This window comes from Curvibacter soli (assembly GCF_029211125.1).
Lineage (GTDB): Bacteria > Pseudomonadota > Gammaproteobacteria > Burkholderiales > Burkholderiaceae_C > Curvibacter_A > Curvibacter_A soli.
In genome coordinates this window covers 81607-103060 of the sequence record NZ_JARGEN010000034.1, presented here as the reverse complement: position 1 = coordinate 103060, position 21454 = coordinate 81607, and the positions used below count along the sequence as shown (strand labels likewise).

At 68.4% G+C, this 21454-nt stretch carries 19 protein-coding genes, 1 tRNA gene and 1 pseudogene; 12 read left to right on the top strand and 9 right to left on the bottom strand.

From position 1 onward, the window contains the following. Positions 1-76: 76 nt before the first annotated feature. Together PY257_RS08830 and aroQ are read left to right on the top strand one after the other, a co-directional pair. Entirely contained in the window at positions 77-424 is a 348-nt protein-coding gene (locus PY257_RS08830) for a hypothetical protein (RefSeq protein WP_275741000.1), read from the top strand. Positions 425-562: 138 nt separating this feature from the next. After that, positions 563-1006: a type II 3-dehydroquinate dehydratase gene (gene aroQ, locus PY257_RS08825; protein ID WP_419095678.1), complete on the top strand. Its 444-nt coding sequence runs from the start codon at positions 563-565 to the stop codon at positions 1004-1006. Positions 1007-1271: 265 nt separating this feature from the next. On the opposite strand, the gene PY257_RS08820 is transcribed toward aroQ, so the two are convergent. The 6 genes from PY257_RS08820 to PY257_RS08795 all read right to left on the bottom strand — a co-directional run bounded on the left by PY257_RS08820 (position 1272) and on the right by PY257_RS08795 (position 6449). Further along, a complete protein-coding gene (locus PY257_RS08820; RefSeq protein ID WP_275740998.1) occupies positions 1272-2084 on the bottom strand; it encodes a M90 family metallopeptidase in 813 nt (270 codons plus the stop codon). 5 nt (positions 2085-2089) lie between these two features. Beyond that, positions 2090-2869, bottom strand: a complete 780-nt coding sequence (locus PY257_RS08815; RefSeq protein WP_275740997.1) for a UDP-2,3-diacylglucosamine diphosphatase — start codon at positions 2867-2869, stop codon at positions 2090-2092. An 11-nt stretch (positions 2870-2880) separates the two neighbouring features. Next, positions 2881-3390, bottom strand: coding sequence for a peptidylprolyl isomerase (locus tag PY257_RS08810; RefSeq protein ID WP_275740996.1), 510 nt, complete (start codon positions 3388-3390; stop codon positions 2881-2883). A 20-nt stretch (positions 3391-3410) separates the two neighbouring features. Continuing rightward, a complete protein-coding gene (locus tag PY257_RS08805; protein ID WP_275740995.1) occupies positions 3411-3995 on the bottom strand; it encodes a peptidylprolyl isomerase in 585 nt (194 codons plus the stop codon). Further along, positions 3992-5302, bottom strand: coding sequence for a L,D-transpeptidase family protein (locus PY257_RS08800; RefSeq protein WP_275740994.1), 1311 nt, complete (start codon positions 5300-5302; stop codon positions 3992-3994). The genes PY257_RS08805 and PY257_RS08800 overlap by 4 nt, the downstream gene beginning before the upstream one ends. Positions 5303-5369: 67 nt before the next feature. Beyond that, positions 5370-6449, bottom strand: a complete 1080-nt coding sequence (locus PY257_RS08795) for a L,D-transpeptidase Cds6 family protein (protein ID WP_275740993.1) — start codon at positions 6447-6449, stop codon at positions 5370-5372. A gap of 192 nt (positions 6450-6641) precedes the next feature. Between PY257_RS08795 and cysS the strand changes: the two genes are divergently transcribed. The 7 genes from cysS to PY257_RS08760 all read left to right on the top strand — a co-directional run bounded on the left by cysS (position 6642) and on the right by PY257_RS08760 (position 12927). Next, entirely contained in the window at positions 6642-8015 is a 1374-nt protein-coding gene (gene cysS / locus PY257_RS08790; protein WP_275740992.1) for a cysteine--tRNA ligase, read from the top strand. Continuing rightward, a complete protein-coding gene (locus PY257_RS08785) occupies positions 8000-8662 on the top strand; it encodes a DNA-3-methyladenine glycosylase family protein (RefSeq protein ID WP_419095683.1) in 663 nt (220 codons plus the stop codon). The genes cysS and PY257_RS08785 overlap by 16 nt, the downstream gene beginning before the upstream one ends. A gap of 64 nt (positions 8663-8726) precedes the next feature. Beyond that, the gene (locus PY257_RS08780) at positions 8727-9707 is read left to right on the top strand and encodes an acetyl-CoA carboxylase carboxyltransferase subunit alpha (RefSeq protein ID WP_275740990.1); all 981 of its coding nucleotides are present in this window, start codon (positions 8727-8729) and stop codon (positions 9705-9707) included. Between the two features lie 4 nt (positions 9708-9711). Beyond that, on the top strand, positions 9712-9903 hold the full coding sequence (locus tag PY257_RS08775) for a hypothetical protein (protein WP_275740989.1): 192 nt from the start codon (positions 9712-9714) through the stop codon (positions 9901-9903). Between the two features lie 298 nt (positions 9904-10201). Continuing rightward, positions 10202-11152, top strand: a complete 951-nt coding sequence (gene tilS, locus PY257_RS08770) for a tRNA lysidine(34) synthetase TilS (protein ID WP_275740988.1) — start codon at positions 10202-10204, stop codon at positions 11150-11152. A 376-nt stretch (positions 11153-11528) separates the two neighbouring features. Further along, positions 11529-12797 carry an aspartate kinase gene (locus PY257_RS08765; protein WP_275740987.1) on the top strand — a complete coding sequence of 423 codons (1269 nt, stop codon included), beginning with the start codon at positions 11529-11531 and terminating at the stop codon, positions 12795-12797. Positions 12798-12834: 37 nt separating this feature from the next. Beyond that, positions 12835-12927, top strand: a tRNA-Ser gene (locus PY257_RS08760). A gap of 482 nt (positions 12928-13409) precedes the next feature. On the opposite strand, the gene PY257_RS08755 is transcribed toward PY257_RS08760, so the two are convergent. Continuing rightward, entirely contained in the window at positions 13410-14720 is a 1311-nt protein-coding gene (locus PY257_RS08755; protein ID WP_275740986.1) for a lytic murein transglycosylase, read from the bottom strand. Between the two features lie 69 nt (positions 14721-14789). Between PY257_RS08755 and sbcB the strand changes: the two genes are divergently transcribed. From sbcB to PY257_RS08740, 3 genes are all read left to right on the top strand, one after another. Continuing rightward, positions 14790-16226, top strand: a complete 1437-nt coding sequence (gene sbcB, locus PY257_RS08750; protein ID WP_275740985.1) for an exodeoxyribonuclease I — start codon at positions 14790-14792, stop codon at positions 16224-16226. 118 nt (positions 16227-16344) lie between these two features. After that, complete coding sequence (locus tag PY257_RS08745; protein ID WP_275740984.1) at positions 16345-18270, top strand: sigma-54-dependent Fis family transcriptional regulator; 1926 nt, start codon at positions 16345-16347, stop codon at positions 18268-18270. A gap of 31 nt (positions 18271-18301) precedes the next feature. After that, positions 18302-19156, top strand: coding sequence for an NAD-dependent protein deacetylase (locus PY257_RS08740; protein ID WP_275740983.1), 855 nt, complete (start codon positions 18302-18304; stop codon positions 19154-19156). A 344-nt stretch (positions 19157-19500) separates the two neighbouring features. Here the strand turns inward: PY257_RS08740 and PY257_RS08735 are convergent. Together PY257_RS08735 and adh are read right to left on the bottom strand one after the other, a co-directional pair. Beyond that, a pseudogene (locus PY257_RS08735) lies at positions 19501-19866 on the bottom strand (DUF779 domain-containing protein); the annotation flags it as partial. Continuing rightward, positions 19866-21386, bottom strand: coding sequence for an aldehyde dehydrogenase (adh, locus tag PY257_RS08730; RefSeq protein ID WP_275740982.1), 1521 nt, complete (start codon positions 21384-21386; stop codon positions 19866-19868). The pseudogene PY257_RS08735 and the gene adh, both read right to left, overlap by 1 nt. Positions 21387-21454 lie beyond the last annotated feature (68 nt).

The window sequence follows — 21454 nt, the reverse complement described above, 5'->3', positions numbered from 1 at the left end:
CATGCCATCCTTTTGACAACGTGATGCGTTGTTGCATCAGCAGGGCCGTGCAGGCCCTCAACCAGGAGATGCCGACATGTTGACTCTCAACCATTCTTTCAAAGGGGCTCTCGCCACCGCTGCGCTGGCCGCAGGGCTGCTGGGCATTGCGGGTGCGGCCCATGCGCGCAGCGACGTGGCATGGTCCATCGGACTGAGCGTGCCGGGCGTGAGCCTCGGCGCGGCGGCGCCGGTGTACGCGCCGCCGGCCTACTACGCCGCGCCGGTGTATGCGCCGCCCGTCTACGTGGCGCCGCCGCGGCCCATGTACTACGCGCCCGCCCCGGTCTACTACCGGCCGCCGGTGTATTACGCGCCGCCGCGGCATTACTACCCTGGGGCTTACTACCGCCAACACGGCCATGGCTGGGGCCACCACCGGTAACCAGCGAGCACCATCCGGTTGCGGCGCGCATGCTGCCCCTTATGGGGTGGCGCGGTGGGCTCTTTCTTGTGGCTGCGGCTGTGGCGCGGGCAGAATCGGGGCCTGACCCACTTCCGGCAAATCCACCGCATGTCCACCATGAAAACGGCCCTCGTCCTCAACGGCCCCAACCTGAACCTGCTGGGTATGCGCGAGCCGCAGGTGTATGGCACCAAGACGCTGGCCGACGTGGAGCAGATCTGTGCCCAGGCATGCGCCGCGCACGGTCTCGTGCTCGATTTCCGGCAGAGCAACCACGAGGGTGTGCTGGTCGACTGGATACACGAGGCGGGCCGCATGCAGGCGGCGGGCACGCTCGCGGGCGTGGTGCTCAACGCCGGGGCCTACACCCACACCAGCGTGGCGCTGCACGACGCGATCAAGGGCACCGGCGTGCCCGCGGTGGAACTGCACATCAGTAACGTGCATGTGCGCGAGGCGTTTCGCCACCACTCGTACATCGCACCCGCGGCACGCGCCGTGCTGTGCGGGTTCGGCGTGCAGGGCTACGCGCTGGCGATCGCGGGGCTGCTGGACTGGTAGCGTGATGCTACTTATTTGGTAGCTGGTTGCACCGATGGAATGGGCGCTGGAGGCTGATTTGTATCGTGATCCCGCGCCAGCGCGGGCGCTCGTGCAGTGTTCAACGCTAAGCAGCACATAAAACCGCGCCTTTTGCCGCATGGCGGCGTTGCAAATCCTCGCGATAGCGACGGCTATCGCTGCGGTTTGCGCCTTGCCCTGCGCCCAAACGCATCGCTTTTATTGGTGCCGCCAAGCATCGAACACTGCACTAGGCAGGGCGAGCTTACGCTTCGCGGCGGAAGAAGGCGTCGAACAGCGGCGCCAGCGTGGGGAACTCTTCCGTGAAGCGTGCCCGGGCCACGAAGTACGCCTCACAGGCCACGGCGAAGAACTCCGCCGGCGATTCGGCGCCATACGGGTCCAGCCAGGTAGCGGGGCCGCTGAAGCGCTCGGCGATGATGGCCTGTTCGCGGAACCGCGCATAGGCAGGCTCCAGCACTGCCATCCACGCCTGCCGTGCTGCGCGTGCGTGGGCTGTGCCCAGGAAGCCGGTGGGCAGGGGCGGGCAGCCATCGGCCACGCCGCCGCGCATGTCGATCTTGTGGGTGAATTCGTGGATCACCACGTTGTACGCGCCGGCCTGGGCGGCGGCCACGTCCTGCCACGACAGCATGACCGGGCCGCGCTCCATGGCTTCGCCCGACAGCACCTCGTCGTAGCGGTGAACCACGCCCGCATCGTCCACCACCTCGCGCTGCGCCACCACCTCGCCGGGGTGCACCACGATACCCACGAAGTCGCCGTACCACGCCAGCGCCTGCTCCGGCGGACCGATGTGCAGCAGCGGCAGGCAGGCCTGCGCGGCGATGTCGAGCGCCATGGCATCGCTGACCGCCAGCCCGCCCGCGCCGGTGAACTCCTTGCGGGCCAGGAACAGGCCGCACAGTACCTGCAGCCGGGCTCGCTCGTACGGCGTCAGCGCCTGCAGGAAGGGATAGCGGGCGAGGGTGGCGTCCCAGGCAGCGGCGGGAATGGCGCGCTGCGCACCGGGCAGCGCCACGCGCTTGCGCGCCAGCCAGTTCCAGAAACCCGCCATGGGGCTCAGGCGGGCAGCGTGATGCGCCGCAGACTGCCTTGCGCGTCGAGCCGCAGGGCCTGCAGCCGCGGCGGATGGGCGGCGGCGTCCCAGTCGCTCAGCACCATGCGCCGCAGGCCGTCGCCGAGCGCATGGTCGGCGGGCTTGTGTGTGTGGCCGTGAATCAGCGTGGCGCAGTGCGCGGCCTGCAGCCATGCGCGTGCGGCAACTGCATCCACGTCGGCATGGGCCATGCCTGCGTGCTTGCGCGCCTCGCTGCGGTCGCGCAGGCCGCGCGCAATGGCGCGGCGCTCGGCCAGGGGCCGGGCCAGGAACGCCGCCTGCCAGGCGGGCGCGCGCACCTCGGCGCGAAAGCGCAGGTAGTCGGTATCGCCTAGGCACAGCGCGTCGCCGTGGCTCAGCAGGTAGCGCTGCGGGCCAAAGGTGAATGCGGTGGGGTCGGCCAGCAGCGCCATGCCCGCGCGGGCCGCGTACCGCGGGCCGAGCAGGAAGTCGCGGTTGCCTTGCATGAAATACAGCGGCATGCGCGCGGCTGCGGCATGCAGCGCGGCGGCGCACCGGGCCTCGAAGCCGGCGGCATCGTCGGCGGCGTCGTCGCCGACCCACACCTCGAACAGGTCGCCCAGGATGAACAGCGCATCGGCGGGCGTCTCGCGCAGGTAGCGCTCCCAGGCCGCCACGGTGGCGGACTCGCCGTCCTGCAGGTGCAGGTCCGAAATGAAATCGACCGCGCGCCAGTGTGCGGGAGCGGCAAGCTCCGCCCACCCGAGCGCGGTCGCGTCCATGGCGTTGCCGGTCAGAGGGCGACGGCTTTTTCGATCACCACGTCGTCCTTGGGCACGTCGTCGTGGAAGCCCTTGCGCCCGGTCTGCACGCCCTTGAGCTTGTCGATGATCTCGGTGCCGTCCACCACCTTGCCGAACACGGCATAGCCCCAGCCCTGCGCGGTGGGCGCGGTGTGGTTCAGGAAGCCGTTGTCGGCCACGTTGATGAAGAACTGCGCCGTGGCCGAATGCGGGGCGCTGGTGCGCGCCATGGCGACGGTGTACTTGTCGTTCTTCAGTCCGTTGTGGGCCTCGTTCTCGATCTCGGCGTCGGTGGGCTTTTGCTGCATGTCGGGCGTGAAGCCGCCGCCCTGGATCATGAAGCCGTCGATCACGCGGTGGAAGACGGTGCCGTCGTAGTGGCCCTTCTTCACGTAGTTCAGGAAGTTGGCCGCCGACTTGGGGGCCTTCCCGGCGTCGAGTTCGAGGGTGACGACGCCGTGGCCGGCGATGTGCAGTTCTACCTGGGGGTTCTGGCTCATGGGGTCTCTCCTGGAAAGGGTTACTTCAGCACGGTGGCCGTTTCGATGACGACGGGCGTGAGCGGCACGTTCTGGTGCGGGCCCTTGTTGCCGGTGACGACGGCGCGGATCTTGTCCACCACGTCCATGCCGGCGACCACCTTGCCAAACACCGCGTAGCCGTAGCCGTCGGGCTGGGGCGCGTTGAGGCTGGCGTTGTCCTTCACGTTGATGAAGAACTGCGAGGTGGCCGAGTTGGGGTTGCCGGTGCGCGCCATGGCGATGGTGTACTTGTCGTTCTTCAGGCCGTTGGCCGCCTCCAGCGGGATGGGCGCACGCGTGGGCTTTTGCTGCATGTCGGGCGTGAAGCCGCCGCCCTGGATCATGAAGCCGTCGATCACGCGGTGGAAGACCGTGCCGTCGTAGTGCTTGTCGTTCACGTACTGCACGAAGTTCTCCACCGTCTTGGGCGCGCGGGCGGGGTCGAGCTGCACCACGATGTCGCCCAGCGTGGTGGCGAGCCTGACCTTGGGGCCTTCCTGCGCATGCGCCGTGGTTGCTACTGAAAATATAGCTGCCGCCGCAATGCCTGCGAGCGCCAGCACGGTTTTTCTTTTGGAAATCATCCAATCACTCCTTCGAAGAAAATTTGCCATTGGTTGCCGCGGCGCGTCCAGTACTGGCGCTTCACGGGGCCGGTGCGGGCGCCGGCTGGAACCTCGCCGAACGTTACCACCATGGTGTCTGCGCTGTCCGTCCAGCGCAGGTAGGACATGTCCTTGAGCTGTATTTCGCGGCCCTTGAGCGCCTGGGTCTGCGCCTGCAGCGCAGGCAGCCATGCGTCCAGCGTCTTGTAGCGGTAGTTGCTGAAATCGGGCGCATAGAAGCTGGCGACCTGCCGCATGTCGCCGCGCGAGCGGGCGCTGCGCCAGGCGTCGAGCACCGCCTCGAATGCATGGCGCTCGTCCTGGATGCTGGCCGGCGCCACCCAGCGCAGCTCGCGCGCGATGACCACGGGCGTGCTGCGCGGCTCCACGGTGCGCACGATGCGCTCCAGGTCGGGGTTGGACAGCGCCACGCAGCCATCGGTGGACAGCGGCGCGCGCACGAACTGGTCCGGCGGCGAGCCGTGCAGCCAGATGCCGCTGCCGGTCTTGCCGCGGCGCTGGTCGAGCGGGTTCGGGTAGTTGATGGGCAGGGCGCCCGCGCCGTAGAAGTCCTTCAGCGTCGCCGGGTCGAGCCGGCTGGTGATGAAGTACACCCCGAGCGGCGTGCGCAGGTCGCCTTCCGTGGATTTGCCGATGCCCAGCTTGCCGACCGAGGCGTAGTAATCGGCCACCAGGGCCAGACCCGCGCCGGTGTTCTCGAACAGGTAGAGGCGCGAGCGCGAGGTGTCCACCGCGATGGCGTGGCGGTTGCGCGGGGACAGGGCGAGAAACTGCTCCGGCAGGCTGCCCGCTGGTGGCCGCCTGTGCCTGGCTGCCACGCGCATCTGCCATTCCTCGCGCAGCGCCTGCAGCCCGGCCTGGGCCTGCGACGGGAGCGCGGGGACATCGTCGCCGGGCACCTTGCCCGCCGGCGGCGCGGGCCGGGTGCGGGCCGTCAGCAGGTCGCCCAGCACCAGTTGCGCCAACTGGAAGTTGGGGTGGTCGCGCACCAGTGCATCGGCCAGCGCCAGGGCCTCGCGGCTGCGGCCCTGGGAAGCCAGTTGCTGGATGTCCAGCAGGCGGGCTTCGGCCTTGCCGTCGCGCAGCAGCGGCGTGGTGGCAGGCGCTGCTGCCGGCGCGCTGGCCCTGGCCGGGGCGCCGCCGCGGTGGCGCCGCTCCTCCTTGGCATGGGTGAGCGGCGCCTGGGCGGCGAGAGTGGGCAGCAGAACGGCCAGCCGGGCCCAGCGACCCAGAAGATGCGGCTGCAGAAAGTGGCGGAGGTTCAAGCGGATGCGGCGGGAAAAGCGTCGTGCACAAGCATGCCCTAGGGCGCGCTCCCGTGACATGCGCCGGTCAGGCGCCAGTCGATTCCTTGACGATGGCCCATTGGCCATCGCTTTTGACCAGCTCCAGTGTCTTGCGGCTGGTCACGCGCAGCGTATCGGCGCTGTAGTCCTGTCGGAAGCGCGCGACGGCCTTGGCGCCGGTGACGGCCACGCGCAACTCGCTGAGCTTCACGGCGATGCGCGACTTGCCCTCGATGCGCAGGCGGCGCTCGCTTTCCCAGGCGCTGCGTGACTGCTTTCCCGGCGGGTCGAAATCCTTGGCATAGGCCGACAGATAGGTCTTGACGTCGCGGGCGGACCAGGCAGCGGCCCACGCCTGCACGGCGGCGACCACGTCTTTTTCGTCGGCGGATTCGCTGGCGGCGGGGGCTGGCGGAGCGGCGGGTGCTTGCGCAGCCGCTGCGGGAGCAGGGACGGGCGGCTGCGCGGGCGCCGGAGCCGGTGCCGGGGGAACCGCTGCGGCGACGGGCGCGGCAGGGCTCGGGGCAGCGGGCGTTGCCGCCGCGGGCGGCAGCGGCGCGGGGGTGGCGGGCTTGCCGCTGCCGTTCTTGCCGGCGGCGGGGCCGCGCATGAACAGTTCATGGATCAGCGCGAGCTTGGGCTTGACCGTGGCCGCGCTGGCGTCGTCGAGCTGCAGCGCCTTGTTGTACGCCTGGCTCGCGAGCTTGGCGTACACGTCGCCCAGGTTCTCGTGCGCGGTGGCGTAGCTGGGGTTGGTGCGGATGGCCATTTCGAGCGCGGAGCGGGCCTTGTCGAGCTGGTTCTGGTTGGCATACAGCACGGCCAGGTTGTTGTAGGGCTCGGGCAACTCGGGATATTCTTCGGTGAGGCGGGTGAAGGTGGCGATGGCGTCGCCCGGCTTGCCGGTTTCGGCCTGGGCCACGCCGCGCAGGAAGCGCAGTTGCGGGTCGCGCGGCTTGGTGGCCAGGGCCTGGTCGGCCTTGGCCAGGGCGTCGGCGGATTTGCCTGCGCGCAGCAACTGGGTGATCTCGCCGTACTCGTCCGCGTGGGCTGCGGGGCCGGCAAGCAGCGCGGCCAGGACGAGCAGACGCAGAACATGGGGGAGGGGCGGGCGGGCGGGTTTCATGGACAGTAAACGGACGCTGTGTCAAGCGCTGGCGGCAGGCTATACTGCGGCGGATTGTAGCCGAGGGGGTATTCATGCAACGCTCGTCCAGCCGTCCGCAAAGGGCCATGGGCACGGTCTCGCAGCCCTCCGCTTCCAATGCCGGCGCCTGGGGTTCCTGCTGCCGCGCCGCATCCCCTTCCACTTGATTTCATGAGCTTGCGCATCTACAACACGCTGTCGCGTGCATTGGAGGAGTTTTCCCCGCTCGAACCCGGCCATGTCCGCATGTACGTCTGCGGCATGACGGTCTACGACCTCTGCCACCTGGGCCATGCGCGCTCGATGGTGGCATTCGACGTGGTGCAGCGCTGGCTGCGCGCCTCGGGCCTGGGCGTGACCTATGTGCGCAACATCACCGACATCGACGACAAGATCATCCGCCGCGCGGTGGAGAACGGCGAGACCCTGCGCGCGCTGACCACCCGCATGACAGAGGCGCTGCATCAGGATGCCGACGCCCTGGGCATCGAGCGGCCCACGCACGAGCCGCGCGCCACCGACTACGTGCCGCAGATGCTGTCGCTGATCGGCACGCTCGAAGGCAAGGGCCTGGCCTACCGCGTCCCCCAGGGCGACGTGAACTACGCGGTGCGCAAGTGCCCGGGCTACGGCAGGCTGTCGGGCAAGTCGCTCGACGAACTGCACGCGGGCGAGCGCGTGGCCGTGCTGGATGGCAAGGAAGACCCGCTCGACTTCGTGCTGTGGAAGAGCGCCAAGCCCGAGGAGCCCGCAGAAGCCCGCTGGGACAGCGCGTTCGGCCCGGGCCGCCCGGGCTGGCACATCGAATGCTCGGCCATGTCGTGCGCGCTGCTCGGCGAGAGCTTTGACATCCACGGCGGCGGCGCCGATCTGCAGTTCCCGCACCATGAGAACGAGATCGCCCAGAGCGAAGGCGCCACGGGCAAGCCGCTGGCGCGCTTCTGGATGCACAACGGCTTCATCAACATCGACAACGAGAAGATGTCCAAGAGCCTGGGCAACTTCTTCACCATCCGCGACGTGCTGCGGAAGTACGACGCCGAGACCATCCGCTTCTTCATCGTGCGGGCCCACTACCGCAGCCCGCTGAACTACAGCGACGTGCACCTAGACGATGCCCGCGCGTCGCTCAAGCGCCTGTACACAGCGCTTGACCTGGTGCCGCCCGCGTCCGTGGAGATCGACTGGGCCCAGCCCCACGCCGCGCGCTTCAAGGCCGCGATGGACGAGGACTTCGGCACGCCCGATGCCGTGGCCGTGCTGTTCGACCTGGCGGGCGAGGTGAACCGCGGCAAATCGGCGCAGGCCGCCGGCCTGCTGCGCGCGCTGGGCGGTACCATCGGCTTGCTGCAGGGCGATCCCCGGGCCTTCCTGCGTGCCGGGGTTGCGCTAGACGAGGCTGCGATCGGGGCATTGATCGCCGAGCGTGCCGCCGCCAAGGCCGCCAGGAACTTCGCCGAGGCCGATCGCATCCGCGACGCCCTGCTGGCACAGGGCGTCGTGCTCAAGGATTCGCCCGCCGGCACAACCTGGGAGCGCAGCTAGTGGCCGCCGCCGGCGCCAGCCCCAAACTGGCCACCCCGCACTACTGGCAGGACGCCTGCCTGCATCTGTCCAAGAAGGACCGGGTGCTCAAGCGGCTGATCCCGCAGTTCGGCGACGCCTGCCTGGAAACGCGCGGCGACGCCTTCACCACGCTGGCGCGCAGCATCGTGGGTCAGCAGATATCGGTCAAGGCCGCGCAGGCCGTCTGGGACCGCTTCGCTGCGCTACCGCGCCGCATGACGCCGGGCCACGTGCTCAAGCTCAAGGTGGACGACATGCGCGCCGCCGGCCTGTCGGCGCGCAAGGTGGAATACTTGGTGGACCTGGCCCTGCACTTCGATGCCGGCACGGTGCATGTCAAGGCCTGGGAAGACATGGACGACGAGGCCATCGTGGCCGAACTGGTGGCGATCCGCGGCATCGGCCGCTGGACGGCGGAGATGTTCCTGATCTTCCATCTCATGCGGCCCAACGTGCTGCCGCTCGACGACCTGGGGCTGCTCAACGGCATCAGCCGCAACTATTTCTCGGGCGACCCGGTGAGCCGCAGCGACGCGCGCGAAGTGGCCGCCGCCTGGACGCCTTATTGCAGCGTGGCGACTTGGTATATTTGGCGCTCGCTCGATCCTCTGCCGGTCGCTTATTGACACACCGGTTCCCGCAACCGCCGCGCACACCATGCAACAGCGGCTGCAGCATCAGGAGACTACGTTGGCGAAAAAGACCTTTCTGGATTTCGAACAGCCCATCGCCGAGCTGGAAACCAAAATCGAAGAACTGCGCTACGTGCAGACCGAGTCGGCGGTCGATATTTCGGAAGAAATCGACCAGCTCAGCAAGAAGAGCCAGCAGCTCACCAAGGACATCTACAGCGATCTGACCCCCTGGCAGATCACCAAGATCGCGCGCCACCCCGAGCGGCCCTACACGCTCGACTACGTGCGCGACATCTTCACGGATTTCGTCGAATTGCACGGCGACCGGCACTTTGCCGACGACCTGTCCATCGTCGGCGGGCTGGCGCGCTTCAACGGCCACGCCTGCATGGTGCTGGGCCACCAGAAGGGCCGCGACACCAAGGAGCGCGCGCTGCGCAACTTCGGCATGAGCAAGCCCGAGGGCTACCGCAAGGCCCTGCGCCTGATGAAGACGGCGGAAAAGTTCCACCTGCCCGTCTTCACGTTCGTGGACACGCCCGGCGCCTACCCCGGCATCGATGCCGAGGAGCGCAGCCAGTCCGAGGCCATCGGCCGCAACATCTTCGAGATGGCGCAGCTCGAAGTGCCCATCGTGACCACCATCATCGGCGAGGGCGGCTCCGGCGGCGCGCTGGCGATCAGCGTGGGTGACCAGGTGCTGATGCTGCAGTATTCGGTGTATTCGGTCATCAGCCCCGAAGGCTGTGCCTCCATCCTCTGGAAGACCAGCGAGAAGGCCCAGGAAGCCGCCGACGCGCTGGGCATCACCGCACACCGCCTGAAAGCGCTGGGCCTGGTCGACAAGATCGTCAGCGAGCCCGTGGGCGGCGCGCATCGCGACTGCAAGCAGATGTCGGCCTTCCTCAAGCGCGCGCTGAACGACGCTTTCCGCCAGGTGTCCGACCTCAAGCCCAAGGAGTTGCTCGACCGCCGCTATGAGCGCTTGCAAAGCTATGGCCGCTTCAACGACACCAAGGCCGAGGCGACCCGCTAGTGCAGTGTTCAACGCCAAGCAGCACATAAAACCGCGCCTTTTGACGCATGGCGGCGTTGCAAATCCTCGCGATAGCTACGGCTATCGCTGTGGTTTGCGCCTTGCCCTGCGCCAAAACGCATCGCTTTCATTTAACCTGGAAACGGCAGTTGACCGCTTTGTATCCCTTGACAAGCCGCATGAAATCAAGCGTTGACGGCTTCGATGGCGTTCGCCTCGTGGGTGAGAGCGCTATGCACCCGCCAGCACCGCGCTCGGCGCGCCATGCGGCGTTGCTCCTCCTTGCGGGCAGTAGCCCGCCGCGTCGTCGCGCCTTGCCTGGCACCCCGATCACGGCACCGGCAGGCGCATTCAACTGCCGTTTCCAGGTTTATGCCGCCAAGCATCGAACACTGCACTAGCGCGCTGCCGGGCCGCGCCATCTCCCCGCCACAGGGGCAGTGCGCTGCCATGCGCCTGCCCCTTGTGATTGGCAGCTAGCGCGGGGTGGCGGCATGACCCAGCCCTTCGGCGAGGCCATCGCATCCTTCGCGCCCGCGCTGCCGCTGGCCGTGGGGTTCAGCGGCGGGGCTGATTCCACCGCGCTGCTGCTGGCCTGCGCGCGGCGCTGGCCCGGGCAGGTGCGGGCCCTGCACGTCCACCACGGCCTGCAGGCAGCAGCCGATGGCTTTGCCCGGCATTGCGCGGACCTGTGCGCGCAGCTCGGCGTTCCCCTTGCCGTGCAGCATGTGGATGCGCGGCATCGCCCAGGCGCCAGCCCGGAGGACGCCGCGCGCACTGCGCGTTATGAGGCTTTCAGGGCTCTGGCGCTTGATACACGAGCGCATGCAGCTATTAAAAGCATAGCGCTTGCGCAGCATGCGGACGACCAGGTCGAAACCCTGCTGCTGGCCCTGTCGCGCGGTGCGGGCGTGCCGGGCCTGGCGGCCATGCCCGCGCACTGGGAGCGCGACGGCATTGCATACCACCGCCCGCTGCTGCGCGTGCGCGGCGCGGACGTGCGCGCGTGGCTGTGCGCCCAGAACGTGGCCTGGGTCGAAGACTCGACCAATGCCGACCCGCAGTTCACGCGCAACCGCATCCGCGCGCGCCTGCTGCCCGCGTTGGACGACGTGCTGCCACAGTTCCGCGACACCTTCGCGCGCAGCGCCCGCCATGCGGCGCAGGCCGCCGAACTGCTGCGCGACCTGGCGTTGCAGGACCTGGGGGCCACGGGCCGCCCGCCCGCCATCGACGCGCTGCGGCACCTGGGCCGTGCACGCCAGGCCAATGCGCTGCGCCAGTGGCTGAGGGACGATTGCGGCACCACACCCAGCACCGCGCAGCTCGACGAGCTGCTCGACCAGTTGGCGGCTTGCGCCACGCGGGGCCACCGCATCTGCATCAAGGTCGGGAGCGGTTGGGTGGAGCGGCAGGGGGCCGTGCTCGGTTGGTACAATCAATAGAGGGACTTGCAGAATTCGGATGAATTTTTTAAACGCGCCAACGTGCGCTCAAAATAGACTGCGACCCCTCCCCCTACGCTGAACATGAAAAACGCCTCAAAACGCACGAGATCGCCTCCAAATCAATTTGCCCAAAATGGCCTCTAAAAATTCTCGTCAAAATTCATCAAATCTTAGAAATTTTGCTTAAATTTTAAGCAAATTTAGACGAATTTCGGCAAAAATAATTCTGCAAGTCCCTCAATAGGTTTTGGCCCGGGTTTCCCGACCCCTTCCCCAGTACGAGCGCGCGGCGCGCCAAAGCAAACGCATGTGTCCAACCTGCGCCGCGGCCCGGCATGAATGTGCAAGGGCGCCTCGTACGCATGAAACTCCAATGGCATTGATCGTTCACAAATACGGCGGCACGTCGATGGGCTCGACCGAGCGCATCCGCAGCGTCGCCAGGCGTGTGGCCAAGTGGGCGCGCGCCGGCCACCAGATGGTGGTGGTGCCCAGCGCCATGAGCGGCGAGACCAACCGCCTGCTCGGTCTGGCCAAGGAACTCACGCCCGCCAAGCCCGGCGGCGACTATTACCGCGAACTCGACATGCTGGCCGCCACTGGCGAGCAGGCATCGTCGGCACTGCTGGCCATCGCCTTGCAGGCCGAGGGCCTGGACGCGGTGAGCTATGCGGGCTGGCAGGTGCCGGTCAAGACCAACAGCGCCTACACCAAGGCCCGCATCGAAAGCATCGACGACCAGCGCGTGCGCGCCGACCTCGCGACGGGCCGGGTGGTCATCATCACCGGCTTCCAGGGGGTGGACGACGAGGGCTACATCACCACGCTGGGCCGCGGCGGCAGCGACACGTCCGCCGTGGCGGTTGCGGCGGCGCTCAAGGCCGACGAATGCCTGATCTTCACCGACGTGGACGGCGTCTACACCACCGACCCGCGCGTGGTGCCCGAGGCCCGGCGCCTGGGTACGGTGAGCTTCGAGGAGATGCTGGAGATGGCATCCATGGGCTCCAAGGTGCTGCAGATCCGTTCGGTGGAGTTTGCCGGCAAGTACAGGGTGCCGCTGCGCGTGCTGTCGAGCTTCACGCCCTGGGACATCGATATCGCCGAGGAGGCCCAGTCGGGCACGCTGATCACTTTTGAGGAAGACGAACACATGGAACACGCAGTCGTATCCGGCATTGCGTTCAACCGCGACGAAGCCAAGATTTCCGTGCTGGGCGTGCCCGACAAGCCCGGCATCGCCTACCAGATCCTGGGCGCGGTGGCCGACGCCAACGTCGAGGTGGACGTCATCATCCAGAACATCAGCAAGGACGGCAAGACAGACTTCAGCTTCACCGTCAACCGTGGCGACTACGCCCGGACCATGGAGCTGCTGAAGGACAAGGTGCTGCCCGGCCTGGGCGCGCAGGAAGTGGTGGGCGACACCAAGATCTGCAAGGTGAGCATCGTGGGCATCGGCATGCGCAGCCACGTGGGCATCGCCAGCAAGATGTTCCGCGCGCTGTCGGAAGAGGGCATCAACATCCAGATGATCTCCACCTCCGAGATCAAGACCTCGGTAGTCATCGACGAGAAGTACATGGAACTGGCCGTGCGCACCCTGCACAAGGCCTTCGAACTCGACCAGCCCGCAGCCTGAAATGCCCCGGGTTTGAGGCATAATTGCCCGATTGACTGGAAACGTGACCGAGTGGCCGAAGGTGCTCCCCTGCTAAGGGAGTATGGGGTGTAGAGCCTCATCGAGGGTTCGAATCCCTCCGTTTCCGCCAATAACTTTCATAAGTTATTGATATTCAAAGAAAATTTCTGCAAAACCACCCGCCGTTATACGGTGGGTCATGCGGCTCGAAGCAGTCATTTTTCATCGCAAAACCGGTTTGACCTCCCCGTCCGGGGGCTCAAGGTTCTACCCGGTGCATTGCAGGCCATCCCGGGTCAGTCTGGCGCCAGAGGCAAGACCTGCTTATGGTCCGTTTCCTTGGCTCGAATCTTGATCCAGCCCACCCGGCTGGTGGCGGCTCGTGACGCTGCCGGCGGCGGGTAGCCGGGCCAGGCTGTCCGAGAGCGCGGTGAGGCGCGGGCCTGTACGGCGGCGAAGTCTAACGGGGGCGGCCTCTGCACCAGGGTGTCGCCGGGTTCGAGGTTGGCGCTGCTCTGGGTGGCGCCGTGGCTGGCTATGCGGCATGTTGGTGGATGCTCCTGTTTTAATAGCTGCTTGCGCCCGTGGAATATGCGCTGACGGCCATTTTTACTATTGCAACAAACGCGCCAGCAACTCCAGCGTGGGGTACCCGTCCGCCACCGCGCCAATGCTCTGCTGATACCGCCGCAGCCCCGCGCGGGTGGCCGGGCCCATCACGCCGTCGGGCGTTCCGGCGTCGAAGCCGCGTTCGTTGAGCGCGACTTGCAGCGCGCGCAACTGCTCGCGCGCCAGCGGCTGCAGGTCGCGCGGCCAGGGCGCCACGACGCCTGCTGTGCCGGCGCCACCCTCGATCTGCTGCGCCAGCAGGCCGACGGCCAGCGCGTAGTTCACCGAATTGTTGTAGCGCAGGATGGCGCGGAAGTTGGCGCCCGCCAGGAAGGCCGGTCCGCGCGCGCCGGCCGGGGTGATGACGGATGCATCGGGCAGGTCCGGCAACGGCTGGCCGTCGATGCTGCGCACGCCCTCGGCGGCCCACTGCGCGGCGGGCTGCCGCTGCGTCAGTTCGGCGCGGGCATAGTCGAAGCCCGGCGGCAGTTGCACTTCCGCGCCCCAGGGCTGGCCGGGCTGCCAGCCCACGTGTGCGAGGAAGTTGGCGGTGGACGCGGCCACGTCGGCCATGCTGCCCCAGATGTCGCGCCGACCATCGCCGTCGGCGTCCACCGCGTAGGCCAGGAACACCGAGGGCAGGAACTGCGTGTTGCCCATGGCGCCAGCCCAAGAGCCGACCATGTGCGCGGCATCGATGTCGCCGCTGTCGATGATGCGCAGCGCCGTCAGCAGCTCGCCGCGCGCCCAGTCGCGGCGCCGGCCTTCAAAGCCCAGCGTGGCCAGCGCGTCGATGGCCGAGAAGCTGCCGAAGTTGGCGCCGTAGTTGCTCTCCATGCCCCACACCGCCGTGACGATGGCCGCCGGCACGCCATAGCGCGCGGCGGCGGCGTCGAGCGGCGCGCGGTATTCCTCGCGCTTGGCGCGGCCCTGCGCGATGCGCTGAGGCGATACGGCGCTGTCCAGGTAGGCCCAGGGCGGGCGCGTGAATTCGGGCTGCGCGCGGTCCAGTTCGATCACGCGCGGCTGCAGCCGCGCCGCCGCCAGCGCCGTTTGCACCGTGGCGGGGCGGATGCCCGCCGTCACCGCGTCGCGCGCGAACGCCTGCACCCATGCGGCAAAGCCGGCTTCCTCCGCTGTCTCGCCAGGTTGCGGCGGGCTCACGCCGGGCGCTGTGGGTACGCTGGCCGTGGCGGGCGGCTGCACAGCCGGCGGCGTGGTGGCGCAGCCCGCAAGCAGCAGGGCAGCGGCGCATGCGGCAAACGGCAGGAAGGAGTGGAGCAGGGTGAGGTAGGGAATGAAGGGGCGGGCCATGCGCGCCATTGTCCCGCGCCCGTGCCCGGCATACTTGCATCCTTCGCGTCCACCCCGCAGATTGTCTCCATGCACACCTTCCTCTGGCACGACTACGAAACCTTCGGCGCCAACGTGCGGCGCGACCGGCCCGCGCAGTTCGCCGCCATCCGCACCGATGCCGACCTCCACGAAGTGGGCGAGCCGCTGATGCTGTACTGCCGCCCTGCCAACGACTTCCTGCCCGAACCCGCGTCCTGCCTCATCACCGGCATCACGCCGCAGCTCTGCCTGGAGAAGGGCCTGCCCGAATACCAGTTCGCCGCGCAGATCGAGCAGGCGTTCTCGCAGCCTGGCACCATCGGCGTGGGCTACAACACCATCCGCTTCGACGACGAGATCACGCGCTTCATGTTCTGGCGCAACCTGATCGACCCCTACGCGCGCGAATGGCAGAACGACTGCGGGCGCTGGGATCTGCTCGACGTGGTGCGCCTGACCTATGCGCTGCGCCCCGAGGGTATCGAATGGCCGAAGAAGGCCGACGGCTCGCCGAGCTTCAAGCTCGAAGACCTGGCGCGCGCCAACGGCCTGCTGCACGAGGCGGCGCACGACGCGCTGTCGGACGTGCGCGCCACCATTGCGCTGGCGCGGCTGGTGCGCGCGCGCCAGCCGCGCTTGTTCGACTTTGCGCTGCGCCTGCACAAGAAGGACCAGGTGGCTGCCGAACTCGGCCTGCCGGCCACCAGCGCCACGGCCAAGCCCTTTCTGCACGTGTCGGGCATGTTCCCCGCGGAGCGCGGCTGCCTGGCCGTGATGTGGCCGCTGGCCACGCACCCCACCAACCGCAACGAACTGCTGGCCTGGGACTTGGCGCACGACCCGCGCGAGCTGCCGCTGCTCGACGCCGTCACGCTGCGCACACGCCTGTTCACCAAGACCGCAGATCTGCCCGAGGGCGTGGCGCGCCTTCCCGTCAAGTCGGTGCATCTGAACAAGTCGCCCATGGTGGTGGGCAACCTGCGCACGCTGGTGCCGGCCATGGCCGAGCGCTGGGGCATCGACATGGAGGCCGCGCTGCGCAACGCGCAGGCCGCCGCCGCGCTGCCCGACATGAGCGCCGTCTGGCCCGAGGTCTTCAAGCGCCCGCCCGAGGCCGCGCCCGACGTGGACGAAGACCTGTATGGCGGCTTCATCGGCAACGCCGACCGGCGCCGGCTCAATCAATTGCGCGGCCTGCCGGGGGCGGAACTGGCCCACGCACGCACCGGCTTCGACGACGCGCGGCTGGAAGAGCTGCTGTTTCGCTACCGCGCGCGCAACTTCCCCGACACGCTGGCGCCCGAGGAAGCGGGGCGCTGGGAGGCGCACCGCGCGGCCCGGCTGCTCGAAGGCGAGGGCGGCGCGCTGGGCGTGGACCGCTTCTTCGCCGAGATCGACACCCTGCAGGAAACCGCCGACGAACGCGCCGAGGCCGTGCTGGGCGCGCTCTACGAATACGCCGAGGCGATCATGCCGCAGGCGTGAGCCACACCGGCCTTGTCGCCCCAGCGCCGGCAGGGTTTGCGGCAGCGCGGCGGCGTGTGCCGCGTGCTAACGTGTCGCCTCGCATGCGCCGTGGCGGCGCGCAGTGCTGGAGGAGACTATGCAGACGGATATTCCCACAGCCGCAGCCCCTGCGGTGCCCGAGATGATTCGGCTCGCGCACGCGCGTTCTGCCGCGTTCGGCCTGCGCGCCAGCGAATCCGCCGACCTGCACCCGGTGCAGGCCGGCGTGTTCAGCGAGGTGCTGGAGCGCAACCGCACGCTCTGTACTCACGCGCTGCCGGTCATGGAAACGCTCTACGGCCAGATCATGGGCACGCAGAGCATGGTGCTGCTGACCGACGCAGCGGGCACCATCCTGCACGCGCTGGGCGACGACGATTTCCTGCCCCGCGCCGACCGCGTGGCGCTGCGCCCCGGCGTCGGCTGGTCCGAGCAGAGCAAGGGCACCAACGCTATCGGCACCGCGCTGGCCTGCGGCGCGCCCCTGCAGGTGCACGCGGGCCAGCATTACCTGCGCGCCAACCATTTCCTGACCTGCTCGTGCGCGCCCATCCTGGATCCGCAGGGCCGCATCATCGGCGCGCTGGACGTCAGTGGCGACCACCGCAGCCAGAGCAAGCACACCGTGGCGCTGGTGCGCATGTCGGTGCAGATGGTGGAAAACCACCTGTTAGGCAAGCTGTTCGAGGGCGCGGTGCGTCTGCGCTTCCACGCGCGCGCCGAGTTCCTGGGCACGCTGATGGAAGGCATGGCCGCCTTTACGCCCGACGGGCGCTTTCTGTCGGCCAACCGCAGCGGGCAGTTCCAGCTCGGCATGGGGCTGCCGGCGCTGCAGGCGCACACCTTCTCATCGCTGTTCGGCCTGGACATGGGCGCGCTGCTGGCCCACTGCCGCCAGGCCGCAGTCGGCGCTCTGGTGCTGCAGTTGCCCGGCGGCGTGAAAGTGGTGGCGCAGGCGGAGTTCCGTCCACGCGCCGGCATGGCGCTGCCGCTGGCGGAACCCATGGGCACGCCGATGGACGTGCCCGCTGCGCGCCCCGCCGTGGCGCCGCCGCGGCCCGCGGGCCTGTCGGGCCTGCGCTACCTGCAGACCGGCGACGCGCAACTGGCCCAGGCGCTCGACCGCGTGGCCAAGGTGCTGGGCCGCGACGTGGCCACGCTGATCCTCGGCGAAACCGGCACCGGCAAGGAACTGCTGGCGCGCGCCATCCACCACGATTCGCCGCGCCGTGCGGGGCCGTTCGTGGCGGTGAATTGCGCCTCCATTCCCGAGACGCTGATCGAATCGGAGTTGTTCGGCTACGAGGACGGCGCCTTCACCGGCGCGCGGCGGCGCGGCAGCGTGGGCAGGATCGCCCAGGCGCATGGCGGCACGCTGTTCCTCGACGAGATCGGCGACATGCCCCTGGCCATGCAGGCGCGGCTGCTGCGCGTGCTGCAGGAGCGCAGCGTGGCGCCGCTGGGCGGCGCGCGCCAGATCGACGTGGACGTAGCCGTGGTCTGCGCCACCCACCGCAACCTGCGCGAGATGATGGCCGCCGGCAGCTTCCGCGAAGACCTTTACTACCGCCTCAATGGCCTGGTGGTGCGGCTGCCGCCGCTGCGCGAGCGCACCGACCTGCCGGTGATCGTGGAGCGCCTGCTGCGCGCGCAGGACGGGCAGGGCGCCCAACCCGCAGCGCGCGTCGCGCCCGAGGTGATGGCGCTGTTCCAGGCCCACCCCTGGCCCGGCAACCTGCGCCAACTGGCCAACGTGCTGCGCATCGCCGCGCTGCTGGCCGAGGGCGCTCCGGCCATCGGCCGCGAACACCTGCCGGAAGACTTCTGGGACAGTCAGGCGCCCGCGCCGTCCATGCCCGCGCCGGTGGCTGCCGCCCCCGCGCGCCTGCGCCAGGTGCGCGGGGACGCGTTCGACGAGGCGCTGGCGCGGCATGGCGGCAACGTGTCGCAAGCAGCCCGCGCGCTGGGCGTGTCGCGCAACACGGTGTACCGGCATTTGCGCGCAAAGCCCCCTGTGGGCTGACAACTGGTTCTGTGCCCTATGCTGGCGGCGCATGGATACCGCCACCACCCACGCCGCTGCCGCACTGGCTGACTTCGCCCGCCACCACCCGCGCCTGTTCGTGCTGACCGGCGCGGGCTGCAGCACCGAGTCGGGCATCCCTGACTACCGCGACGCCAACGGCGACTGGAAGCGCCCCGCGCCGGTCACCTTGCAGGCATTCATGGGCGACGAGGCCGTGCGCCGCCGCTACTGGGCGCGCAGCTTGCTGGGGTGGACGCGCATGGCGCACGCGCGGCCCGGGCCGGCGCACCGGGCGCTGGCGCGGCTGGAGGCTGCCGGGCGCGTGGAACTGCTGCTCACGCAGAACGTGGACGGTCTGCACGGCGCTGCGGGCAGCCGGCGCGTGAGCGACCTGCATGGCCGCATCGACACCGTGCGCTGCATGGCCTGCGAGGCGCGCCTGCCGCGCAAGGAACTGCAGGCCGACCTGCTGCGCCGCAACCCCGGCTGGGCTGCGCTGGAGGCCCGCGCCGCGCCCGACGGCGACGCCGATCTGGAGGGCCGGGACTTCTCCACCTTCGACGTGCCCGCCTGCCGGCACTGCGGCGGCGGCCTGCTCAAGCCCGACGTGGTGTTCTTCGGCGAGAACGTGCCGCACGCGCGCGTGCAGGAGGCGCGGGCGGCGCTGGCCCGGTCCGACGCCATGCTCGTGGCCGGGTCTTCGTTGATGGTGTATTCGGGCCTGCGCTTCGTGCAGGCGGCGGTGGACCGGTGCTTGCCAGTGGCGGCCCTGAACCTGGGCCGCACGCGCGCCGACGCGCTGCTGGCGCTCAAGCTGCAGGCGCCCTGCGGCCCCGTGCTCGCAGGCGCGGCCGATCTGCTGCTGGCGGCGCAATGCTATTGAAACAGTAGCTGCCAGCGCAGGTGGAACAAGCGCTGGGGGCCAATTTTATGCAAACTCCGCAGTACCGGCCAGCGGCTTGATATGTGTTTGTCCTCACCGTTGGCCGGGCTTCGCCGGCGGGCTCTTTTGAACATGTTCTAGTGCAGTGTTCGATGCTTGGCGGCACCAATAAAAGCGATGCGTTTTGGCGCAGGGCAAGGCGCAACCCACAGCGATAGCCGTAGCTATCGCGAGGATTTGCAACGCCGCCATGCGTCAAAAGGCGCGGTTTCATGTGCTGCTTGGCGTTGAACACTGCACTGGATGCCTCCTGCTCCCTCGCCGCCCTGCGGCGGCCCCATCGCCTCGATGGCCGTCCATTCCGCGTCCGAATACAGCCGCGAGCGCGTGAGGAAGCGCAGCCCCGTGGGCCGCTCCAGCGAGAACATGCCGCCGTTGCCGGGCACGGCGTCGATGACGAGGTGCGTGTGCTCCCAGTAGGCGAACTGTGCGCGGCCCATGTAGAACGGCGCGCCGCCAATCTCGCCGAGCCGCACGTCGGCGTCGCCCACCATGAACTCGCCCGCCGGGTAGCACATGGGCGCGCTGCCGTCGCAGCAGCCGCCCGACTGGTGGAACATCACCGGCCCGTGCTGCGCCACCAGCCGCGCGATCAGCGCCAGCGCGGCGGGCGTGGCCGACACGCGGCTGGTGGCGGCCATGGCTTGCATCAGAAGAAGCCCAGCGGCTGCTGGCTGTAGCTCACCAGCACGTTCTTGGTCTGCTGGTAGTGGTCGAGCATCATCTTGTGCGTCTCGCGGCCGATGCCCGACTGCTTGTAGCCGCCGAAGGCCGCGTGCGCGGGGTAGGCGTGGTAGCAGTTGGTCCACACGCGCCCGGCCTGTATGCCGCGGCCCATGCGAAAGGCGCGCGCGCCGTCGCGCGTCCACACACCCGCGCCCAGGCCGTAGAGCGTGTCGTTGGAGATTTCCAGCGCCTCTTCCTCGGTCTTGAAGGTGGTGACGGACAGCACCGGGCCGAAGATCTCTTCCTGGAAGATGCGCATTTTGTTGTGGCCCTTGAACACCGTGGGCTTGACGTAGTAGCCGCCCGCGAGGTTGCCGTCCAGCAGGTTGCGCCCGCCGCCGATCAGGCACTGCGCGCCTTCCTGCTTGCCCAGGTCGATGTAGGAGAGGATCTTCTCCAATTGCTCCTGCGACGCCTGTGCGCCGATCATGGTGCTCTTGTCGAGCGGGTTGCCTTGGCGGACGGCGGCCACGCGCTTGAGCGCGCGTTCCATGAAGCGCTCGTAGATCGACTCCTGCACCAGCGCACGGCTCGGGCAGGTGCATACCTCGCCCTGGTTGAGCGCGAACATCGTGAAACCTTCGAGCGCCTTGTCGAGGTAGCCGTCGTCTGCGGCCAGTACATCCTCGAAGAACACGTTGGGGCTCTTGCCGCCCAACTCCAGCGTCACCGGGATGATGTTCTGGCTTGCGTATTGCATGATCAGCCGGCCGGTAGTGGTCTCGCCCGTGAAAGCAATCTTCGCGATGCGCGGGCTGCTTGCCAGCGGCTTGCCCGCCTCCAGTCCAAAGCCGTTGACCACGTTCAGCACGCCGGGCGGCAGCAGGTCGCCGACCAGTTCCATCAGCACGAGGATGGAGGCGGGTGTCTGCTCGGCGGGTTTGAGCACCACGCAGTTGCCCGCGGCCAGCGCGGGTGCGAGCTTCCACACCGCCATCAGCAGCGGGAAGTTCCACGGGATGATCTGCCCCACCACCCCTAGCGGCTCGTGGAAGTGGTAGGCCATGGTGTCGTGGTCGATCTCGCCGATCGAGCCTTCCTGCGCTCGAATGCAGCCGGCGAAGTAGCGGAAGTGGTCGATCGCCAGCGGCAGGTCTGCGGCCACGGTCTCGCGCAGCGGCTTGCCGTTGTCGATGGTCTCGGCCACGGCCAGCGTGAGCAGGCTGGCCTCCATGCGGTCGGCTATTTTGTTGAGGATGTTGGCGCGCTCGGTGGCCGATGTCTTGCCCCAGGCGGCCTTGGCCTTGTGCGCGGCGTCCAGCGCGGCGTCGATGTCCTTGGCGTTCGAGCGCGGGATGGCGGTGAAGGGTTGACCGTCCACGGGCGAAACGTTGTCGAAGTACTGCCCGTCGATGGGCGCGCTCCACTGGCCACCGATGTAGTTGCCGTATTGCTTCTTGAACGGGTTCGCCACGCCGAGGTGGGCGATTTCTGCCATGTCCATGGTGCTTGTCTCCTGGTGAGGTTGCGTATGCCTGTGCCGCGGGCGCGGCCAGCGTCAGGCAAGGGCGC

What these genes read in the sequence shown, in the direction of transcription:
- PY257_RS08830 (WP_275741000.1), top strand. Translation starts at nt 77, where the DNA reads ATGTTGACTCTCAACCATTCTTTCAAAGGGGCTCTCGCCACCGCTGCG.
- aroQ (WP_419095678.1), top strand. Translation starts at nt 563, where the DNA reads ATGAAAACGGCCCTCGTCCTCAACGGCCCCAACCTGAACCTGCTGGGT.
- PY257_RS08820 (WP_275740998.1), bottom strand. Translation starts at nt 2,084, where the DNA reads ATGGCGGGTTTCTGGAACTGGCTGGCGCGCAAGCGCGTGGCGCTGCCC.
- PY257_RS08815 (WP_275740997.1), bottom strand. Translation starts at nt 2,869, where the DNA reads ATGGACGCGACCGCGCTCGGGTGGGCGGAGCTTGCCGCTCCCGCACAC.
- PY257_RS08810 (WP_275740996.1), bottom strand. Translation starts at nt 3,390, where the DNA reads ATGAGCCAGAACCCCCAGGTAGAACTGCACATCGCCGGCCACGGCGTC.
- PY257_RS08805 (WP_275740995.1), bottom strand. Translation starts at nt 3,995, where the DNA reads ATGATTTCCAAAAGAAAAACCGTGCTGGCGCTCGCAGGCATTGCGGCG.
- PY257_RS08795 (WP_275740993.1), bottom strand. Translation starts at nt 6,449, where the DNA reads ATGAAACCCGCCCGCCCGCCCCTCCCCCATGTTCTGCGTCTGCTCGTC.
- cysS (WP_275740992.1), top strand. Translation starts at nt 6,642, where the DNA reads ATGAGCTTGCGCATCTACAACACGCTGTCGCGTGCATTGGAGGAGTTT.
- tilS (WP_275740988.1), top strand. Translation starts at nt 10,202, where the DNA reads ATGACCCAGCCCTTCGGCGAGGCCATCGCATCCTTCGCGCCCGCGCTG.
- PY257_RS08765 (WP_275740987.1), top strand. Translation starts at nt 11,529, where the DNA reads ATGGCATTGATCGTTCACAAATACGGCGGCACGTCGATGGGCTCGACC.
- PY257_RS08755 (WP_275740986.1), bottom strand. Translation starts at nt 14,720, where the DNA reads ATGGCCCGCCCCTTCATTCCCTACCTCACCCTGCTCCACTCCTTCCTG.
- sbcB (WP_275740985.1), top strand. Translation starts at nt 14,790, where the DNA reads ATGCACACCTTCCTCTGGCACGACTACGAAACCTTCGGCGCCAACGTG.
- PY257_RS08745 (WP_275740984.1), top strand. Translation starts at nt 16,345, where the DNA reads ATGCAGACGGATATTCCCACAGCCGCAGCCCCTGCGGTGCCCGAGATG.
- PY257_RS08740 (WP_275740983.1), top strand. Translation starts at nt 18,302, where the DNA reads ATGGATACCGCCACCACCCACGCCGCTGCCGCACTGGCTGACTTCGCC.
- adh (WP_275740982.1), bottom strand. Translation starts at nt 21,386, where the DNA reads ATGGACATGGCAGAAATCGCCCACCTCGGCGTGGCGAACCCGTTCAAG.